Below are 15,409 nucleotides of genomic sequence, written 5' to 3' on the forward strand. Positions count from 1 at the left end.
TTTCTCATGCGATGATTGATTGGAACGTGCCGGACCGATAGGGGTTTCGCCTGCGAGTTGCAAAACAAAGCAGAAGACACCGTCCGGGTGGACACTAGATAAGGCGTGGGACAGAGATATCAAATGAGCTGGGCTTTGTTCCTACAGGCGAAGCGCGCGCAGCCGCTATGGCTGGCGACCGCCAGCGGTGCGGCGCTGATGGCGTGTCCTGTCGCCGCGCAGCAGACGGTCGAACCGCCGCGTACCGAGGCGCCGGCCACCGGACCCCAGGCGGCCGAGCCGGATTTGAAGAACCGCGACGTCTCCGCCGTGACCGTCGATGCGCCCGATCCCAAATCGGATGAACAGATCGGCTTTGCCGCCGACAATCTGAATTACGACAACAACAGCGACATCGTCGTTGCCGAGGGCAATGTCGAAATGAACCGCGACACCGTGCAGATGCGCGCGAACAAGGTGACGTGGAACCGCAACACCGGCGAAGTCGTCGCCGAGGGCGATGTCGCGATCAAGAATCCCGAGGGCGATACCGCCTATGGCGACCGCATCGTCCTGACCGATACGCTGCGCGACGGGGTGGTCGAGAATATGCTCGTCGTGCTCGACAATGGCGCGCGGTTGGCGGCGGTGAAGGGCACGCGGTTCGATAACGGCAATATCGAGCTGGAAAATGCCGCCTACACCCCCTGCCCCGTCGAGGACGGATCGGGCTGTCCCAAGAATCCGAGCTGGCAGATTCGCGCCGTGCGCGTCATCTATGATCGCGCCAAGAACAAGGTGAAGTACAAGGGCGCCCGCGTCGAAATCTTCGGCCTGCCGCTGATCCCGCTTCCCGGGCTCAGCCACCCGGCGAACAAGGAAGCGGGTAGCGGACTGCTCGTTCCCGAAATCCGGCTCGATCGGACCAACGGCTTCGAAATCGCGGTCCCCTATTATCTCCGTCTCGCCTCCGATCGCGACCTGACGATCACGCCGCACCTCTACACGGGGTCGGTGCCGATGATCGAAGGCGAATTCCGCGCGCTCACCGATATCGGATCGTTCCGTATCAACGGCTTTGCCACGCACAGCTCGGTGGTCCCCGTGTCGGGTCAGGTCATCGATCCCAACCGGCAGTTCCGCGGTTATCTTGAAAGTGCGGGCAAGTTCCAATTCAGTCCGCGGTGGAGCCTTTCCTACTCGGGACGGATCACCACCGACCGCACCTTCATGCGGCGTTACGATATCAGCCGCGACGACCGGCTGCGTTCAACTTTCGAACTCGAACGCATCGGCGGGCAAAGCTATCTGTCGATCGCTGGCTGGGCGACGCAGACGCTGCGCGTCAACGACCAGCAGGGGCAGCAGCCGATCGCCCTGCCGATCATCGATTATCGCCAGCGGCTCGACGACCCGCTGCTTGGCGGCCAGATCGAGCTTCAGCTGAACACGCTGGCAATCGCCCGCACCGCGGGCCAGGACACGCAGCGCGCTTTTGCGGGCGCGACATGGAATTTGCGCGGCCTGACGGGCTTGGGGCAGGAAGTCGTGCTGACCGCGATGGTGCGCGGCGATGTCTATCACAGTGACGGGAATTTGCTGACCGCGATCCCGGGCTATCGCGGCAAGTCAGGCTGGGAAGGCCGCGGCATTGCGGCGGTGGCGGCCGACATGCGCTGGCCCTTCATCGGCGAATTCGCCGGCGGCACGCAGACATTGACCCCGCGCGTCCAGATCGTCGCGACGCCCGCCCTCAAGAATCTGGACATTCCGAACGAGGATTCGCGCGCCTTCGACCTGGAAGACAGCAATTTGTTCGCGATCAACCGCTTCAACGGTTACGACCGATTCGAGGATGGCGCGCGCATCACCTATGGCGTCGAATGGAATTTCAGCCGGCCGGGTCTCAACATCAACTCGGTGATCGGGCAGAGTTACCGCCTCTCCGACAAGCCGTCGCTGTTTCCCGACGGAACCGGCCTGACCGACCGCACGTCCGACATCGTCGGCCGCACCACCGTTGCGTATAAGGATTTCCTGCGACTGACGCACCGCTTCCGGCTGGACAAGGATAATTTCGCGGTCCGGCGCAACGAGATCGATGCGACGATCGGCAGCCGCGCCACCTATGCGGTGGTCGGCTATTCGCGGCTCAATCGCGACATCCTGCTGCTCGGCGAAGATTTGCAGGACCGCGAGGAAGTGCGGGCCGGCGGCCGCGTCGCCGTCGGGAAAAACTGGTCGCTGTTCGGCTCGGCGATCGTCGATCTGACGCGGCGCAGCGACGATCCGCTGGGCATTGCGGACGGGTTCGACCCGATTCGCCATCGTCTGGGCGTGGCCTATGACGACGACTGTCTGTCGATCGCGCTGACGTGGCGCCGCGACTATATCGACACCGGCGACGCGAAGCGGGGCAACAGCTTCTCGTTCCGCATCGCCTTCCGCAACCTCGGCTTCTGATCGATCTTGCTCAGCCCCCGTTCAGCGTCGCGACGCTATCGGGGCTGCAAACCGGTCCGAAGGGCGATTGCGCTGGACCTTCGGGCGTGTCCGCTGATACGGAGCGTGCCGTTATTTCTCGAATAGGATGGCAATGACCAAATTTTCGACCATGATCGGACTGATCACCGTGGCGGCCGTGGGTGTGACGCCGGTACTGGCCCAGACCGTCCCCGACAGCGAAGTGCCGACGACCAGCCTGAACATTCCGGGCAACGTCAAACTATATGGCGACGACAAACCGAACGTCTATCGCCCCTCGGCGACCATCAATGGTGAGATCATCACCGCGACCGACATCGAGCAGCGCATGGCGCTGATCAGTATCGCGAACAACAATGTTGATCTGCCCCCCGAGGAAGAGCAACGGCTGCGCCAGCAGATCTTCAGCAACCTGATCGACGAAAAGCTCCAGATTCAGGAAGCCAAGGCCGCGAAGATCGAGATCGACGAAAACGTCATCAACCAGCAATTCGCCCGCCTGGCCGCACGCTTCAAGCAATCGCCCGACGATTTTGCGAAATATCTCGATTCCAAAGGATCGTCGGCGGCCGCAGTGAAGCAGCAGATCCGCGGTGAATATGCCTGGGACCGCCTGCTGTCGCGCAACATCCAGTCGACAACCAACGTCTCGACCGAAGAAGTCGACATCATCGTCAAGCAGATGCAGGACAGCAAGGGTCTCGACGAGTTCCACCTCGGCGAAATCTATCTGTCGGCGACGCCCGACAATGCGGCGGCGGTGCTCGAGAACGCCCGCAAGATCATTCAGGCCCTGCAGGCCGGCGGCAGCTTCCAGGCCTATGCCCGCCAGTTCTCGGAAGCCTCGACGGCCGTCGTCGGCGGCGACCTCGGCTGGGTCCGCGGCGCCCAGCTTCCAGCCTCGATGGCTGAATCCGCACAGCAGATGGCGCCCGGCCAGCTTGTCGGCCCGATCGAGGTGCCGGGCGGCATTTCGATCATGCTGATGATCGACCGCCGTCAGGTGCTGACCGCCGATCCGCGCGACGCAGTGCTGAGCCTGAAGCAGGTCTCGCTCGACTTCCCGCCGGGAACGACCGAAGCCTCGGCGGCGGCGCTTGCCAGCAAATTCGCCGAGACGACGCGCACCATCGCGGGCTGCGGCGGTGCGGACAGCGTAGCCGCCTCGCTTGGCGCGCATGTCGTCGCGCGCGACAATATCGCGATGCGCGCCCTGCCGCCCGCGCTGCAATCGACGCTTGCATCGATGCAGATCGGCCAGACCACGCAGCCCTTCGGTGCCGCCAACGAGGGGATCAGCGTACTGGTCCTGTGCGGCCGCGACATGCCGTCGACAGCCGCCGAACCCGACCGCGCCCAGATCGAGGAAAAAATCCTCGAGGACAAGGTCAACAAGCGCGCCCAGCGCTATCTGCGCGACCTGCGCCGCGACGCGGTTATCGAATATAGCTGATGCCTGTTTTTGAAGATCGACGTCCGATCGCGGTCACCATGGGTGACCCGGCCGGCGTCGGCCCCGAAGTCGCCGCGCGTGCCTGGGCCGCGCGGCGCGAGCATGATCTGCCGCCCTTCGTCGCAATTGGCGATATCGCCGCGATCGGGGCCGTCTGGGACGGACCGGTGGCACGGGTCGGCGACATCGCCGAAGCAATGGGCGCTTTCGATACCGCGCTGCCGGTGTGGCATCTGGAGGACAGCGGCCCGCTGGCCCCCGGAACGCCGACCGCAGCGGGCGCAACCTGCGCGCTTCACGCGCTGGAAACCGGAATCGGCCTGACGCGAAACGGCGCGAGCGACGCGCTGGTCACCGGATCGGTGTCGAAGCATGCGCTGCACGGGATCGGCTATACGCATCCGGGGCAAACCGAGTTCATCGCCGAACGCTGCGGCGTCACCGCTACCAATGCGGTGATGATGCTGGCGGGGCCGGGCCTGCGCGTCGTGCCGCTGACGGTGCATATTCCGCTGGCCGAGGTGCCAGAGAGGCTGACGATCGACCTGATCGTCGCCAAGACGCGCATCGTCGCCCGCGGCCTTGCGCGGGACTTTGGCATCACCGCGCCGCGTATCGCTATAGCAGGCCTGAACCCGCATGCGGGCGAGAGCGGCCAGCTCGGCAGCGAAGAGAGCCGCGTCATCGCGCCCGCCGTCGCACAGCTCGCCGAAGAAGGGATCGTCATCGACGGCCCGCTCGCGGCCGACGCGCTGTTCGCGCCGGGTATTCGCGACCAGTATGATGCAATCCTCTGCGGCTATCATGATCAGGCGCTTGCGCCGTTCAAGGCGCTGCATTTTCACGACGGCGTCAATCTGACGCTGGGCCTGCCGATCATCCGCACCTCACCCGATCATGGCACGGCGTTCGATATCGCCGGCACCGGAAAGGCCGACCCTGGCCCGACGATCGCGGCGATCGCGATGGCCGCGCGCATGGCTGCGGCACGCGACACCAGCCTCGCCCCCGCGAAGTGACGACCCAACCGAAGACGCCCCTGCCCCCGCTGCGCGAGACGGTGCGCCTCCACGGGCTGTCGGCGAGCAAGGCGCTCGGCCAGAATTTCCTGTTCGACGAGCAATTGCTTGACCGGATCGCGGCGTTGCCGGGCGACCTTGAGGGCCAGACGGTGTTCGAGGTCGGCCCCGGCCCCGGCGGTCTGACACGGGCGCTTCTGCGCGCGGGTGCAAAGGTCATCGCGGTCGAACGCGACGACCGCTGCCTGCCTCTGCTCGCCGAACTGTCCGAAGCGTTCGACGGACGGCTGACAATAATCCCCGACGATGCGATGGCGGTCGACGCCGACGCGCTCGCGGGCGGGCCGTATCATATCGTCGCAAACCTTCCCTACAATGTCGGGACCGCGCTGTTCACGCGCTGGCTGGAGCCGAAGAGCTGGCCGCCGCAATGGCTGTCGCTGACCCTGATGTTCCAGCTCGAAGTCGCCGAGCGCATCGTCGCGCCGGTCGGGACGAACGCTTATGGCCGACTCGCCGTGCTTGCACAGTGGCGCTCGAACGCGAAAATCGCGATGAAAGTTCATCGCTCGGCCTTCACGCCGCCCCCGAAAGTGATGTCGGCGATTGTTCATGTCACTCCCGCCGACGAACCCGAAGGCGTCGACCCGAAGATCCTGTCGAAGCTGACCGAAAAGGGCTTCGGCCAGCGCCGCAAGATGCTGCGTCAGAGCCTGAAAGGCGTCACGGGTGCTATCGAGGCACTGGAAGCGCTCGGCATCGAGCCGACGCGGCGTGCAGAGACCGTGAGTGTGGCCGAATGGATCGCACTGGCGCGGGCGCTCGGGACAGCACATTCTTCCGGATCCTGACCCGGCTCGATATTGCCTCTACTACTACTGCTGGCGGGTTTTGCTCTTGTCCGCCCGTATGGCATCCCAAATAATCAGAAACGTAATTACCATTGTAGCAAGCCTCAACCCTATGTTCACGGGGTGGCCGATCGAAGCCAAGACCTCGATCTGGATTGGAGAGAAAAATTGCCAAATCATCACAACTGACAAGGGCATCAGAATTGCAAGGCGAATGGCGCGGGTCCAATCAAACCTGAGCGTCAGATAGACGCACAACCAAAGAACGAAGAGCGACAAACTAAAAAAAATGTCGATCATCGCGACAGCGCCGGTCAGTTCTGGCTGGTCGTTCCGACGGTCGCCACCGGCTTCGGTGCGATCGCTTCGGCGGCAACGACGCGTTTGGTGGCGCCCGTTGCAATCGCCTTTTCGAGCGCGGCGACCTGCGGGCATTTGTCCTTGCAGAGGCGCTGCGCCGCCGCGAGCTTTTCGCGGGCGAGTTCGAGCGCGCCCTTATCCGCCAGTGCTTCGCCCTGTCCGGTCAGTGCCACCAGATCGTTGGGTTCGAGGAGCAGCGCTTCGCGATAGAGGCCGATGGCCTTGCCCGGCAGGCCCTGCGCGCGCGCGACCTGCGCCATGGCAATGATCGCCGAGCGGTTGCGCGGATCAGCGGCGAGCGCGGACTCATAGAAATCGACCGCAGCATCGAGATTGCCGGCGTGCTGCGCTTCCTCACCCTGTTTTTGCAGCAGGGTCGAGCGCGGAAGAATGTCGTTGTCGGCGCGCTGTGCATCGGAGGCCACGGGCATGCTGGCAAGGACGATGCCGGCACCGAGAGCCAGGAAACTGACGCGCATCACATTCTCCCATTTCTTCATTGGGGCGATGCTAACATGCGCGTGTCAGCCGTGCGAGAAAAAATCCGTCGCAGCCGTCGTGCGCCGGGGTGAGCAGAAATCCGTGCCCCGCCGCCCGGCCGATACCGCCCGGCAGATAGCCACCGTCGGCCGTCCAGCCGGGATTTTGCTTCAGAAACTCGTCCACCTGGGCCCGCCCCTCGCGCGCGATGATCGAGCACACCGCATAAAGGAGTTTGCCGCCGGGCGCCACAAGATCGGCACCGATCGCGAGCAGCTTCGCCTGATCGGCCAGATGACGTTCCAGACGCGCCGGGGTGAGCCGCCAGCGAAGTTCGGGACTGCGCCGCCAGGTGCCGCTGCCCGAGCAGGGTGCATCAACGAAGACGCGGTCGGCCTTGCCGCGCCATTCGGCGAGCATGTCGAGTTCCTGCCCCGGATTGAGCAGCCGCGTTTCGATCCGTGTCGCGCCGGCGCGCTCGGCACGCGGCGGAAGCTGTTGCAGGCGGGCACGATTGGTGTCGCAGGCAAGGATATCGGAGCCGTCACCGGTCAGCGAGGCGATGGCGAGCGTCTTGCCGCCGCCGCCCGCACAGAGATCGACAATCGCCTGCCCCGGCGCGGCGTCGAGCGCGGCGGAAGCATATTGGCTTGCGGCGTCCTGCACCTCGAACGCCCCGTCTGCGTAAGCGGCATGCTGCGCGGCCGCGGTTTCGGGCGGAAGACGCCAACCGTCGGGCACACCCGCGATGGCCTCGCCTTCCGGGAAATGCGCAGCGAGATCGGCAGCGGCCGCCTTGATACGGTTGGCGCGCAGGTCGAGCGACGCGCGGTCGAGCATCGCGCCATATTCGTCTTCGCCGACAAGGGAGTCGAAGAGATCAATGAGCGCTTGCGCGGCAAGCCCTGTCTCTGCGCGCGGTTCGTCGGGCGCGATCGGCGCGGGGCCATAGGCCGACCCGTCGAACAGCGCCGCCAGTTCGGGATCGCCATCGGCGAGCGCGAGCATCGCCGCACGGCCCGATACCGGCGCCGAGCGCACGGCGCGGATCGCGTCATAGACATAAGCGCGGATCGCTCGCCGGTCCTTCGAGCCCGCATAGCGTCGCTCGCGCATCGCGGTGGAGAACAGGCTATCGGCAGGTGCCCCGCCCTCGCGCGCCGAGGCGGCGATGGCGTCGAGAATCTCGATCGCCGCCTGAACGCGCGCTGCCGTCCTCATCGGGCGGCCTCAGCCGACCGGATAATTCGGCGCCTCACGCGTGATCGCAACGTCATGGACGTGGCTTTCACGCAGGCCCGCATTGGTGATCCGCACGAACTTCGCGCGCTCGCGCAGATCCTTGAGGGTGCGGCTGCCAGTGTAGCCCATGGCCGCTTTCACGCCGCCGACGAGCTGGTGGATCACGTCCTTCGCGGGGCCCTTGAACGGCACCTGCCCCTCGATGCCTTCGGGGACCAGCTTCATCTGATCCTTGATGTCCTGCTGGAAATAGCGGTCGGCGCTGCCGCGCGCCATCGCGCCGACGCTGCCCATGCCGCGATAGCTCTTGTACGTGCGCCCCTGGAACAGGAAGGTTTCGCCCGGTGCCTCTGCGGTGCCCGCGAGGAGCGAGCCGACCATGACGCTCGACGCGCCCGCCGCAAGCGCCTTGGCGATGTCGCCCGAGGTGCGAAGGCCGCCGTCCGCGATCACCGGAACGCCGAGCTTCGACGCCGCCTCGACGCTGTCGAGAATCGCGGTGAGCTGCGGCACGCCGACGCCGGCGACTACGCGCGTGGTGCAGATCGAGCCGGGGCCGATGCCGACCTTCACGCCGTCGGCGCCGCAGTCGATCAGCGCCTTGGTCGCGTCGCCTGTCGCGACGTTGCCGGCGAGCACCTGAACGCGGTTCGACAGCTTCTTGATCTTTTCGACCGTCGCGCCGACGCCCTTGCTGTGGCCGTGCGCGGTATCGACGACGATCAGGTCGCATTCGGCTTCCAGCAGCGCCTCGGCACGCTCGATGCCGCTATCACCGGTATTGGTCGCCGCGGCGACGCGCAGGCGGCCGTTGCCGTCCTTCGTCGCCTCGGGGAAATTGACCGCCTTTTCCATGTCCTTGACGGTGATCAGACCGATGCAGTGATAGTCGTCGTCGACAACGAGCAGCTTTTCGATCCGGCGCTGGTGGAGCAGCTTGCGCGCTTCATCCTGTCCGACACCGGGGCGGACGGTCGCGAGATTGTCTGCGGTCATCAGCTCACGCACGGGCTGGCCGGGATTGTCGGCGAAGCGGACGTCGCGGTGGGTCAGGATACCGACGAGCTTGCCGCCGGGTTCGACCACGGGGATGCCCGAAATCTTGTGCTGGTCCATCAGCGCGGTCGCATAAGACAGCGGGGCGTCGGGGGTGATGGTGATCGGGTTGACGATCATGCCGCTTTCGAAGCGCTTGACCTGCCGTACCGCTGCGGCCTGTTCCTCGATCGTCAGGTTGCGGTGCAGCACGCCGATGCCGCCGATCTGCGCCATCAGGATCGCCATGTCGGCCTCGGTCACCGTGTCCATCGCCGACGACAGGATCGGAATGTTGAGGCTGATCTCGCTGGTGAGCTGCGTCGAGAGATTGGCGTCCGACGGCAGTATGTCCGACGGCCCCGGCACCAGCAGCACGTCGTCGAATGTCAGGCCGGTGATGATTTCCATGGAGTGCCACTTTCTCATGCGGGCGGCGCCAGCCCCCGCGTTCGGGGCGGCACACGCGATTCGTTTGGTGGCGGCCCATGTAACCAGTCGGCGCCAAGCGCGCCAGTGGGGGAAGCACGAATATTTCACGGTCCGCGCGAGGTCGCGCCGCGCTCTTCACCGCACAAAATCATGCCGCCCCCGATTGCGACTCACCCCTTCGATGGCTAGGCGATTGATTTGTGAGCGCGACCGAGACCCCTTCCCCGCCATCTTCCCTCGCGCCGTTCCGCTATCCGACATTCCGCGCGATCTGGATCGCCAATCTGGCGTCGAACATGGGGTCGATGATCCAGTCGGTCGGTGCCGCGTGGCTGATGACCGAGCTGACGACGTCGCACCAGCTGATTGCGCTCGTTCAGGCAGGCGCGACGATCCCGATCCTGCTGCTCGGCGTGTTCGCCGGCGCGATCGCCGACAATTTCGACCGCCGCCGCGTCATGCTCGCGGCGCAAAGCGGCATGCTCGTCATTTCGGCGGCCTTAACGACCGCGACGTGGATGGGGGTAATTTCTCCGCTGCTGCTGCTTTTCTTCACGCTCGCGGTCGGCTGCGGCACCGCTCTCAACGGCCCGGCGTGGCAGGCGTCGGTGCGACTACAGGTCGAACCGAAAGATCTGCCGCAGGCGATCGCCCTCAACAGCATCGCGTTCAACCTCGCGCGCAGCGTTGGGCCGGCATTGGGCGGGCTGCTAATCTCGGTCACCGGCCCCGCGCCCGCCTTCGCGCTTAACTCGATCAGCTATCTCGCGCTGATCATCGTCCTGCTTCGCTGGCATCCCGAAGTAACACCGCCAAAGCGCACGCCGATGCTCGCGGCGATCGGCACCGGGGTCCGCTTCTGCATCCAGTCGAACCCGGTGCGCCGCATCCTGATCCGCGGCTTCGCCTTCGGACTGGCGGCGATCGGCTTTCAGGCGCTGCTTCCGGCGCTGGTCCGTGACCGGCTACACGGCACCGAGACGATCTATGGCCTTTGCCTTGCCACCTTCGGCGCGGGGTCGATCCTTGCGGCCCTGTGGGTCGGCGGGCTACGCCGCCGCTGGGGCAGCGACCGGATCGTCAGCGTATCGGCGATCATATTCGCGGCGGCCCTGATCCCGATGGCCTTCGCCACGTCGGTCCCGGCGGTGATGGCTTCGACCTTCGTCGCGGGCCTCGCCTGGGTATCGACGCTGACCACGCTCAACGTCGCGATGCAGCTCCGCTCGCCCGAAGCGATCCTCGGCCGCTGCCTGTCGATCTATCAGGCGGTGACCTTCGGCGCGATGGCGCTCGGCGCCTATCTGTTCGGGCTTCTCGCCGACCTCTGGTCGCTTTCCGGCGCGCTGATCGCGTCGAGCGGATGGCTGGTACTGACCGCTCTGCTCCTGCCATTTCTGGCGCCGATGCCGGGCCGCGACGAGGGCCGCGTCGACCGTTAAGCATTTTTTCCCGCCGCCCTTAAACAGCGTCCCGAGGCGCCCGTTAAATGGCGCATGACCACACATGCGACATCTTCGAACGAGCCGGTAGGGCGGCTCCTGGGCTGGCTAGGATTACGGAGCGCGCAAGGCGACGCCCGTGGGGATGAACGCCCCACAGGATCGGCCGCGACGCACGACCTGATGCGCGAGACGCGCCATCAGTTGGTCGGCGCGATCAGCACCTTCCTGCTCGATCACGATCTGGACGTCACCGCGACGAACCTGCTGATCGCGCACAGCGCCTTTTCGGGCATCAACCCGCGGCTTGCGCGGCAGATCGCGACGCGCGCCGGAAGCGGCGAAGGCATCACCCAACAGTGGCTCGACGAGCTGGCGCAGCAGGAACCGATCCAGCCCGACAGCGCCGAACTCGATCGCATGGTCGCCCGCCTCGAATCGAACCTCGAAACCTTCCAGACGAACACCAAGGCCGCGCGCAACGCGACCAGCGAATATGGCACCAAGCTCGAAGAACATGTCAGCGACCTGGAAGAAGTGCAGAAAACCGGCGAGCTTGTCTCGCACCTTGCCGACATCGCCAAGGTGATGCTCGAACGCACGCGCCACGCCGAAGAGGAAATGCGCAAGAGCGAGGACGAAGCCCGCTCGCTGCGCCGCAGCCTCGCCCGCGCCAAGCGCGATGCCGAGGTCGACTATCTTACCGGTCTGCCGAACCGCCGCGCTTTCGAAGTGCTGCTCGAACGCCATTATGAGGAAGCCCGCGCCTCATGCGAACCGCTGTCGGTCGCCTTCTGCGACATCGACAAGTTCAAGGAAGTCAACGACACCCACGGCCATGAGGCTGGCGACCGTGTCATCAAGCTGATCGCCGACACGCTCGCGCATATCTCGAACGACCATTGCCACGTCGCGCGTCACGGCGGCGAGGAATTCGTGATGCTGTTCCGCGGCCTGCCGCCGAGCGAGGCGGCAAAGAAGCTCGACCAAGCACGCGAATCCTTAGCCAATCGCCGCCTGATCAACCGCAAGACCGACGAGCCGTTCGGCCAGATCACCTTCTCCGGCGGGGTGGCCGATGTCTTCGGCTTCGGGGATGCACGCTCGGCGCTGAAAGCGGCCGACGACGCGCTCTATCGCGCCAAGGAAAGCGGCCGCAACCGCATCGAACTGGCGCAGCTCTGATTTCTTCGCCTGACGGCGAAGGCGGCACCGGCCCGCTCCCCACCCGGATTCCCTAGGTTACTATCATTAGGGAAGCCGGGTGGGGGGCGGGCCGGTGCCGTTAAATCAGAGCGTCAACGGCTCCAGCGCGCGAAGATCGCCGTCGGGAGCAGCAGCCCCCGCGCCTCTTCGCGCACCGCGAGTTCGCCGCATTCGACCTTGCCCGGCAAATCGGCGAAAAGCTGCGCAAGCAACTCGCCGATCGCGAGCGCGGACATCCGCACCGCATAGACGGTCAGGAACAACGCGCGACTGTCGGCATCGAGCAGCTGGCGGCAATCGGCGAGCAGCGGCGCCAGCCCCTCTTCGAGTTGCCAGCGTTCGTTATTAGGGCCGCGACCGAACTTCGGCGGGTCGAGCAGAATCGCGTCGTAGCGTTTTTCGCGGCGCACTTCGCGCGCAGTGAACTTGCCCGCATCGTCAACGATCCAGCGGATCGGCTGCTCGGTCATACCCGCGAGTTCGGCATTCTCCCGCGCCTGAGAGACCGACTTCTTCGAGGCATCGACATGCGTGACCGACGCACCCGCCGCAGCCAGAGCCTGACTGCCGACGCCGGTATAGCCGAAGAGGTTCAGGAAGGCCGGATCAGGCTTGCCCGCAATCTGCGCACGCAGCCAGTCCCACACCGGCGCCATGTCGGGGAAGAAGCCGAGATGGCGGAAAGGCGTGCAACTCGCGGTGAAGCGCGTCTCGTTCCAGCCGAGCGGCCAGCCTTCGGCGGGCACGGGCTTGTTATAATACCAGCGGCCGCCGCCATCGTCGTCGGACGCGGGAACGAACTCGCCGTCGGCCTTGTCCCACTCATTCTGTGCCAGCGCGGGGTGCCACATCGCCTGCGGTTCGGGGCGAATGAAGCGGAAACGGCCATAGCGTTCGAGCTTGCGGCCGCCGCCGCTGTCGATCAGCCCATAATCGTCCCAAGCTTCTCCGACGAGCGTCACCAGAGGCAGAAGGTCAGCCACGGGCAGCTTCCGCAAGGATATGGGCCTTCACCGCGTCATAGTCGCCGGGAAGCTTCACATAGCGCTCTTCGCGCTCGAACAGGTTGCCGAGGCGCGCGGGAAGCGGCGGGCGCACGCCCGTCGCGCGCTCGACTGCCTCGCGGAACTTCGCCGGGTGCGCGGTCGCGAGGGTGACGACCGGGATGTCGGCATCGATCTGAAGCTCGCGAGCGGCTGCAAGGCCGACGGCGCTGTGCGGATCGATGATCTGCCCGCCATGCTCCTGCGCCCAGCGGAGCGCGAGCGTCATGCCGTCGCCGTCGATGCGGGCGCTGGAGAAAAGACCATGGGCGCTGCGCAGCATATCGGCGGGGATCGTCATCGCACGGTTCGCGTCGAACTCGCCCATCATGCCGGTGATCGCACCGCCATCGCGGCCCGAGAGATCGAAGAGCAGCCGTTCGAAATTGCTGCTGACCTGAATATCCATGCTGGGGGTCGCGGTCGGCGTGACGCTGCCGGCGCTATAGTCGCCGCTGGTCAGCGCGCGATGGAGGATGTCGTTGACGTTCGTCGCAACGACGAGCCGCGCGATGGGCAGACCCATCTGCGCCGCGACATAGCCCGCGAACACGTCGCCGAAATTGCCCGTCGGCACACTGAACGCCACCGGGCGATCGGGGCCGCCGAGACGGACGGCGGCATAGAAATAATAGACCACCTGCGCCATCAGCCGCGCCCAGTTGATGCTGTTGACTGCCGACAGCGTCACCTGGCTGCGGGCGTCGGCGTCGCCGAACAGCCGCTTCACCATCGCCTGTGCGTCGTCGAAGCTGCCGTCGATCGCGATGTTGTGAACGTTGGGGGCGAGCACCGTCGTCATCTGGCGGCGCTGCACGTCGCTGACGCGGCCCTCGGGGTGGAGCATGAAGATCTGGATATGCTCGCGGCCTGCGACCGCCTCGATCGCGGCCGATCCAGTATCGCCGGAGGTCGCGCCGACGATGGTGATGTCGGTGTCGCCGCCGGCAAGGAATTTTTCGAACAACTGGCCGAGCAGTTGCAGCGCAACGTCCTTGAACGCCAGCGTGGGACCGTGGAACAGCTCGAGCAGCCAGTGGCGATGATCGAGCTGGACGAGCGGCGTGATCGCGTCGTGGCTGAAACGGCCATAGGCCGCCTTGCACAGGTCGCGCAGTTCGTCTTCGGTCAGCACGCCCGCGACGAAGGGCGCCATCACGCGCACCGCAGTTTCGACATAGTCGAGCCCGGCGAGCGCGCGAATGTCCGCCACCGACATCTGCGGCCATTTCGCCGGGACATAGAGGCCGCCGTCGCTGGCGAGGCCGGCGAGCGTGGCGGCGCGGAAGTCGAGGGTCGGCGCGGAGCCGCGGGTGCTGATATATTCCATGACGGGAATGCGCCCTAACGGCGCGCCGTCACCGCTGCAAGCGGCGCCGCACCGCAAGGATATAGATAATCAGCGCCGCAACGGCGAAAATGAACCATTGCACCGCATAAGCGAGATGGTTGTTCGGCACATCGGCGCCCGACGGCACCGCGCTGGCACGCAGGCCCTGCACCGGCGTGTCGGCGACGAGCATCGCGCGCGCGGGCACGGCGCCGCCAGTCAGGCGCTGGATCAGCGTCGGCTGCTCGGGGCCCGGAACGACCGTCCCCTGCACCGTTCCACCCCTCCATTGCGGCGGCGTAAAATCGTCGGAGGTGCCGACATCGATCAGCACGCCCGGCCCCTCGGCGCCCGTGCGGCAATCCGCGATCATGCGAATACCCGTCTTTCCCGTGCGGTCGCTGCCGCTACGCGGATCCCATTTGATGGGTTCGAGGCACACCACGCTCGACTTGCGGAACAGCATCGCATCGGCGACCGGCGGCAGCTTGGGATAGGTGACGAGCGCGGACATCGCCATGTTGCGTTGATAGAGCGCGATCAGCGCTTCTTTCTCGCCCTTGCGCTGCAACTGCCAGGCGCCGAGCGCAATCATCACCGCGACGGCGCAAAACACGATGATGGTCGGGATGACCGGCCAGCGACGCGGCGCCTCCGGGGCAGGCTCAGTCATCGCTCATCTTTCCTTCGGCAGCCTTGCGCTGATGCTCACTGGCGAGCAGCGCCGCCTTGGCGACGCGCAGGCCATAAACCACGGCAGCGACAGTCAGCGGCACCCACAGGATGATATGAACCCACAGCGGCGGATGCAGCGCGCTGTCGAGCCCGAGCGCCACGGCAATCAGCAGCGCACCGATGATCAGCGTCAGGAAGGCCGCAGGGCCATCCCCGACATTGTAGCGGCTGTAATCGAGCCCGCACGAAGCGCAGCGATCGCGAAAGGCCACGGGGCCGTCGAACAGCCCCGGAGTCCCGCATTCGGGACAGGTCGCGAAAAGGGCAGCGCGCCAGATCGGCGGCTGCCCCTTTTGTGCTTGTTTGTCTTGCGACAAT

General features: G+C 65.5%; 14 protein-coding genes. 6 read left to right on the forward strand and 8 right to left on the reverse strand.

The window, feature by feature from the left end:
• The first annotated feature begins 123 nt into the window (after window positions 1-123).
• The 4 genes from ACQY80_RS01030 to rsmA all read left to right on the forward strand — a co-directional run bounded on the left by ACQY80_RS01030 (window position 124) and on the right by rsmA (window position 5,786).
• Entirely contained in the window at window positions 124-2,442 is a 2,319-nt protein-coding gene (locus tag ACQY80_RS01030; RefSeq protein ID WP_428682761.1) for an LPS-assembly protein LptD, read from the forward strand.
• 133 nt (window positions 2,443-2,575) lie between these two features.
• The gene (locus ACQY80_RS01035) at window positions 2,576-3,916 is read left to right on the forward strand and encodes a peptidylprolyl isomerase (RefSeq protein ID WP_428682763.1); all 1,341 of its coding nucleotides are present in this window, start codon (window positions 2,576-2,578) and stop codon (window positions 3,914-3,916) included.
• Complete coding sequence (gene pdxA / locus ACQY80_RS01040; RefSeq protein WP_428682765.1) at window positions 3,916-4,935, forward strand: 4-hydroxythreonine-4-phosphate dehydrogenase PdxA; 1,020 nt, start codon at window positions 3,916-3,918, stop codon at window positions 4,933-4,935. The genes ACQY80_RS01035 and pdxA overlap by 1 nt, the downstream gene beginning before the upstream one ends.
• Window positions 4,932-5,786 carry a 16S rRNA (adenine(1518)-N(6)/adenine(1519)-N(6))-dimethyltransferase RsmA gene (gene rsmA / locus ACQY80_RS01045; protein ID WP_428682767.1) on the forward strand — a complete coding sequence of 285 codons (855 nt, stop codon included), beginning with the start codon at window positions 4,932-4,934 and terminating at the stop codon, window positions 5,784-5,786. The genes pdxA and rsmA overlap by 4 nt, the downstream gene beginning before the upstream one ends.
• Before the next feature lie 24 nt (window positions 5,787-5,810).
• Here the strand turns inward: rsmA and ACQY80_RS01050 are convergent, their stop codons facing one another.
• The 4 genes from ACQY80_RS01050 to guaB are packed head-to-tail and all read right to left on the reverse strand — an operon-like array spanning window position 5,811 to window position 9,314.
• Complete coding sequence (locus ACQY80_RS01050; protein ID WP_428682769.1) at window positions 5,811-6,086, reverse strand: hypothetical protein; 276 nt, start codon at window positions 6,084-6,086, stop codon at window positions 5,811-5,813.
• Between the two features lie 14 nt (window positions 6,087-6,100).
• Window positions 6,101-6,625 carry a tetratricopeptide repeat protein gene (locus tag ACQY80_RS01055; protein ID WP_428682771.1) on the reverse strand — a complete coding sequence of 175 codons (525 nt, stop codon included), beginning with the start codon at window positions 6,623-6,625 and terminating at the stop codon, window positions 6,101-6,103.
• Between the two features lie 31 nt (window positions 6,626-6,656).
• Window positions 6,657-7,847, reverse strand: coding sequence for an RsmB/NOP family class I SAM-dependent RNA methyltransferase (locus ACQY80_RS01060; RefSeq protein ID WP_428682773.1), 1,191 nt, complete (start codon window positions 7,845-7,847; stop codon window positions 6,657-6,659).
• Between the two features lie 9 nt (window positions 7,848-7,856).
• The gene (guaB, locus tag ACQY80_RS01065) at window positions 7,857-9,314 is read right to left on the reverse strand and encodes an IMP dehydrogenase (protein ID WP_428682775.1); all 1,458 of its coding nucleotides are present in this window, start codon (window positions 9,312-9,314) and stop codon (window positions 7,857-7,859) included.
• Window positions 9,315-9,535: 221 nt separating this feature from the next.
• Here guaB and ACQY80_RS01070 point away from each other — a divergent pair, with 221 nt between their 5' ends.
• Together ACQY80_RS01070 and ACQY80_RS01075 are read left to right on the forward strand one after the other, a co-directional pair.
• Entirely contained in the window at window positions 9,536-10,777 is a 1,242-nt protein-coding gene (locus ACQY80_RS01070; protein ID WP_428682777.1) for an MFS transporter, read from the forward strand.
• Window positions 10,778-10,960: 183 nt separating this feature from the next.
• Window positions 10,961-11,962 carry a diguanylate cyclase gene (locus tag ACQY80_RS01075; protein ID WP_428682779.1) on the forward strand — a complete coding sequence of 334 codons (1,002 nt, stop codon included), beginning with the start codon at window positions 10,961-10,963 and terminating at the stop codon, window positions 11,960-11,962.
• 113 nt (window positions 11,963-12,075) lie between these two features.
• Here the strand turns inward: ACQY80_RS01075 and ACQY80_RS01080 are convergent, their stop codons facing one another.
• From ACQY80_RS01080 to ACQY80_RS01095, 4 genes are read right to left on the reverse strand one after another with little or no spacing between them, the layout of a single operon-like run.
• Window positions 12,076-12,954, reverse strand: coding sequence for a class I SAM-dependent methyltransferase (locus ACQY80_RS01080; RefSeq protein ID WP_428685707.1), 879 nt, complete (start codon window positions 12,952-12,954; stop codon window positions 12,076-12,078).
• A gap of 4 nt (window positions 12,955-12,958) precedes the next feature.
• Window positions 12,959-14,356, reverse strand: coding sequence for a threonine synthase (gene thrC, locus ACQY80_RS01085; protein WP_428682781.1), 1,398 nt, complete (start codon window positions 14,354-14,356; stop codon window positions 12,959-12,961).
• 28 nt (window positions 14,357-14,384) lie between these two features.
• A complete protein-coding gene (locus ACQY80_RS01090) occupies window positions 14,385-15,029 on the reverse strand; it encodes an SURF1 family protein (protein WP_428682783.1) in 645 nt (214 codons plus the stop codon).
• The gene (locus tag ACQY80_RS01095) at window positions 15,022-15,408 is read right to left on the reverse strand and encodes a DUF983 domain-containing protein (RefSeq protein WP_428682785.1); all 387 of its coding nucleotides are present in this window, start codon (window positions 15,406-15,408) and stop codon (window positions 15,022-15,024) included. The genes ACQY80_RS01090 and ACQY80_RS01095 overlap by 8 nt, the downstream gene beginning before the upstream one ends.
• Window position 15,409: the final 1 nt, after the last annotated feature.

Origin of the sequence: Sphingopyxis sp. (assembly GCF_965279755.1) — a bacterium.
In the GTDB taxonomy this organism is placed as follows: Bacteria; Pseudomonadota; Alphaproteobacteria; order Sphingomonadales; family Sphingomonadaceae; genus Sphingopyxis.

What these genes read in the sequence shown, in the direction of transcription:
- ACQY80_RS01030 (WP_428682761.1), top strand. Translation starts at nt 124, where the DNA reads ATGAGCTGGGCTTTGTTCCTACAGGCGAAGCGCGCGCAGCCGCTATGG.
- ACQY80_RS01035 (WP_428682763.1), top strand. Translation starts at nt 2,576, where the DNA reads ATGACCAAATTTTCGACCATGATCGGACTGATCACCGTGGCGGCCGTG.
- pdxA (WP_428682765.1), top strand. Translation starts at nt 3,916, where the DNA reads ATGCCTGTTTTTGAAGATCGACGTCCGATCGCGGTCACCATGGGTGAC.
- ACQY80_RS01050 (WP_428682769.1), bottom strand. Translation starts at nt 6,086, where the DNA reads ATGATCGACATTTTTTTTAGTTTGTCGCTCTTCGTTCTTTGGTTGTGC.
- ACQY80_RS01055 (WP_428682771.1), bottom strand. Translation starts at nt 6,625, where the DNA reads ATGCGCGTCAGTTTCCTGGCTCTCGGTGCCGGCATCGTCCTTGCCAGC.
- ACQY80_RS01060 (WP_428682773.1), bottom strand. Translation starts at nt 7,847, where the DNA reads ATGAGGACGGCAGCGCGCGTTCAGGCGGCGATCGAGATTCTCGACGCC.
- guaB (WP_428682775.1), bottom strand. Translation starts at nt 9,314, where the DNA reads ATGGAAATCATCACCGGCCTGACATTCGACGACGTGCTGCTGGTGCCG.
- ACQY80_RS01075 (WP_428682779.1), top strand. Translation starts at nt 10,961, where the DNA reads ATGCGCGAGACGCGCCATCAGTTGGTCGGCGCGATCAGCACCTTCCTG.
- thrC (WP_428682781.1), bottom strand. Translation starts at nt 14,356, where the DNA reads ATGGAATATATCAGCACCCGCGGCTCCGCGCCGACCCTCGACTTCCGC.
- ACQY80_RS01090 (WP_428682783.1), bottom strand. Translation starts at nt 15,029, where the DNA reads ATGACTGAGCCTGCCCCGGAGGCGCCGCGTCGCTGGCCGGTCATCCCG.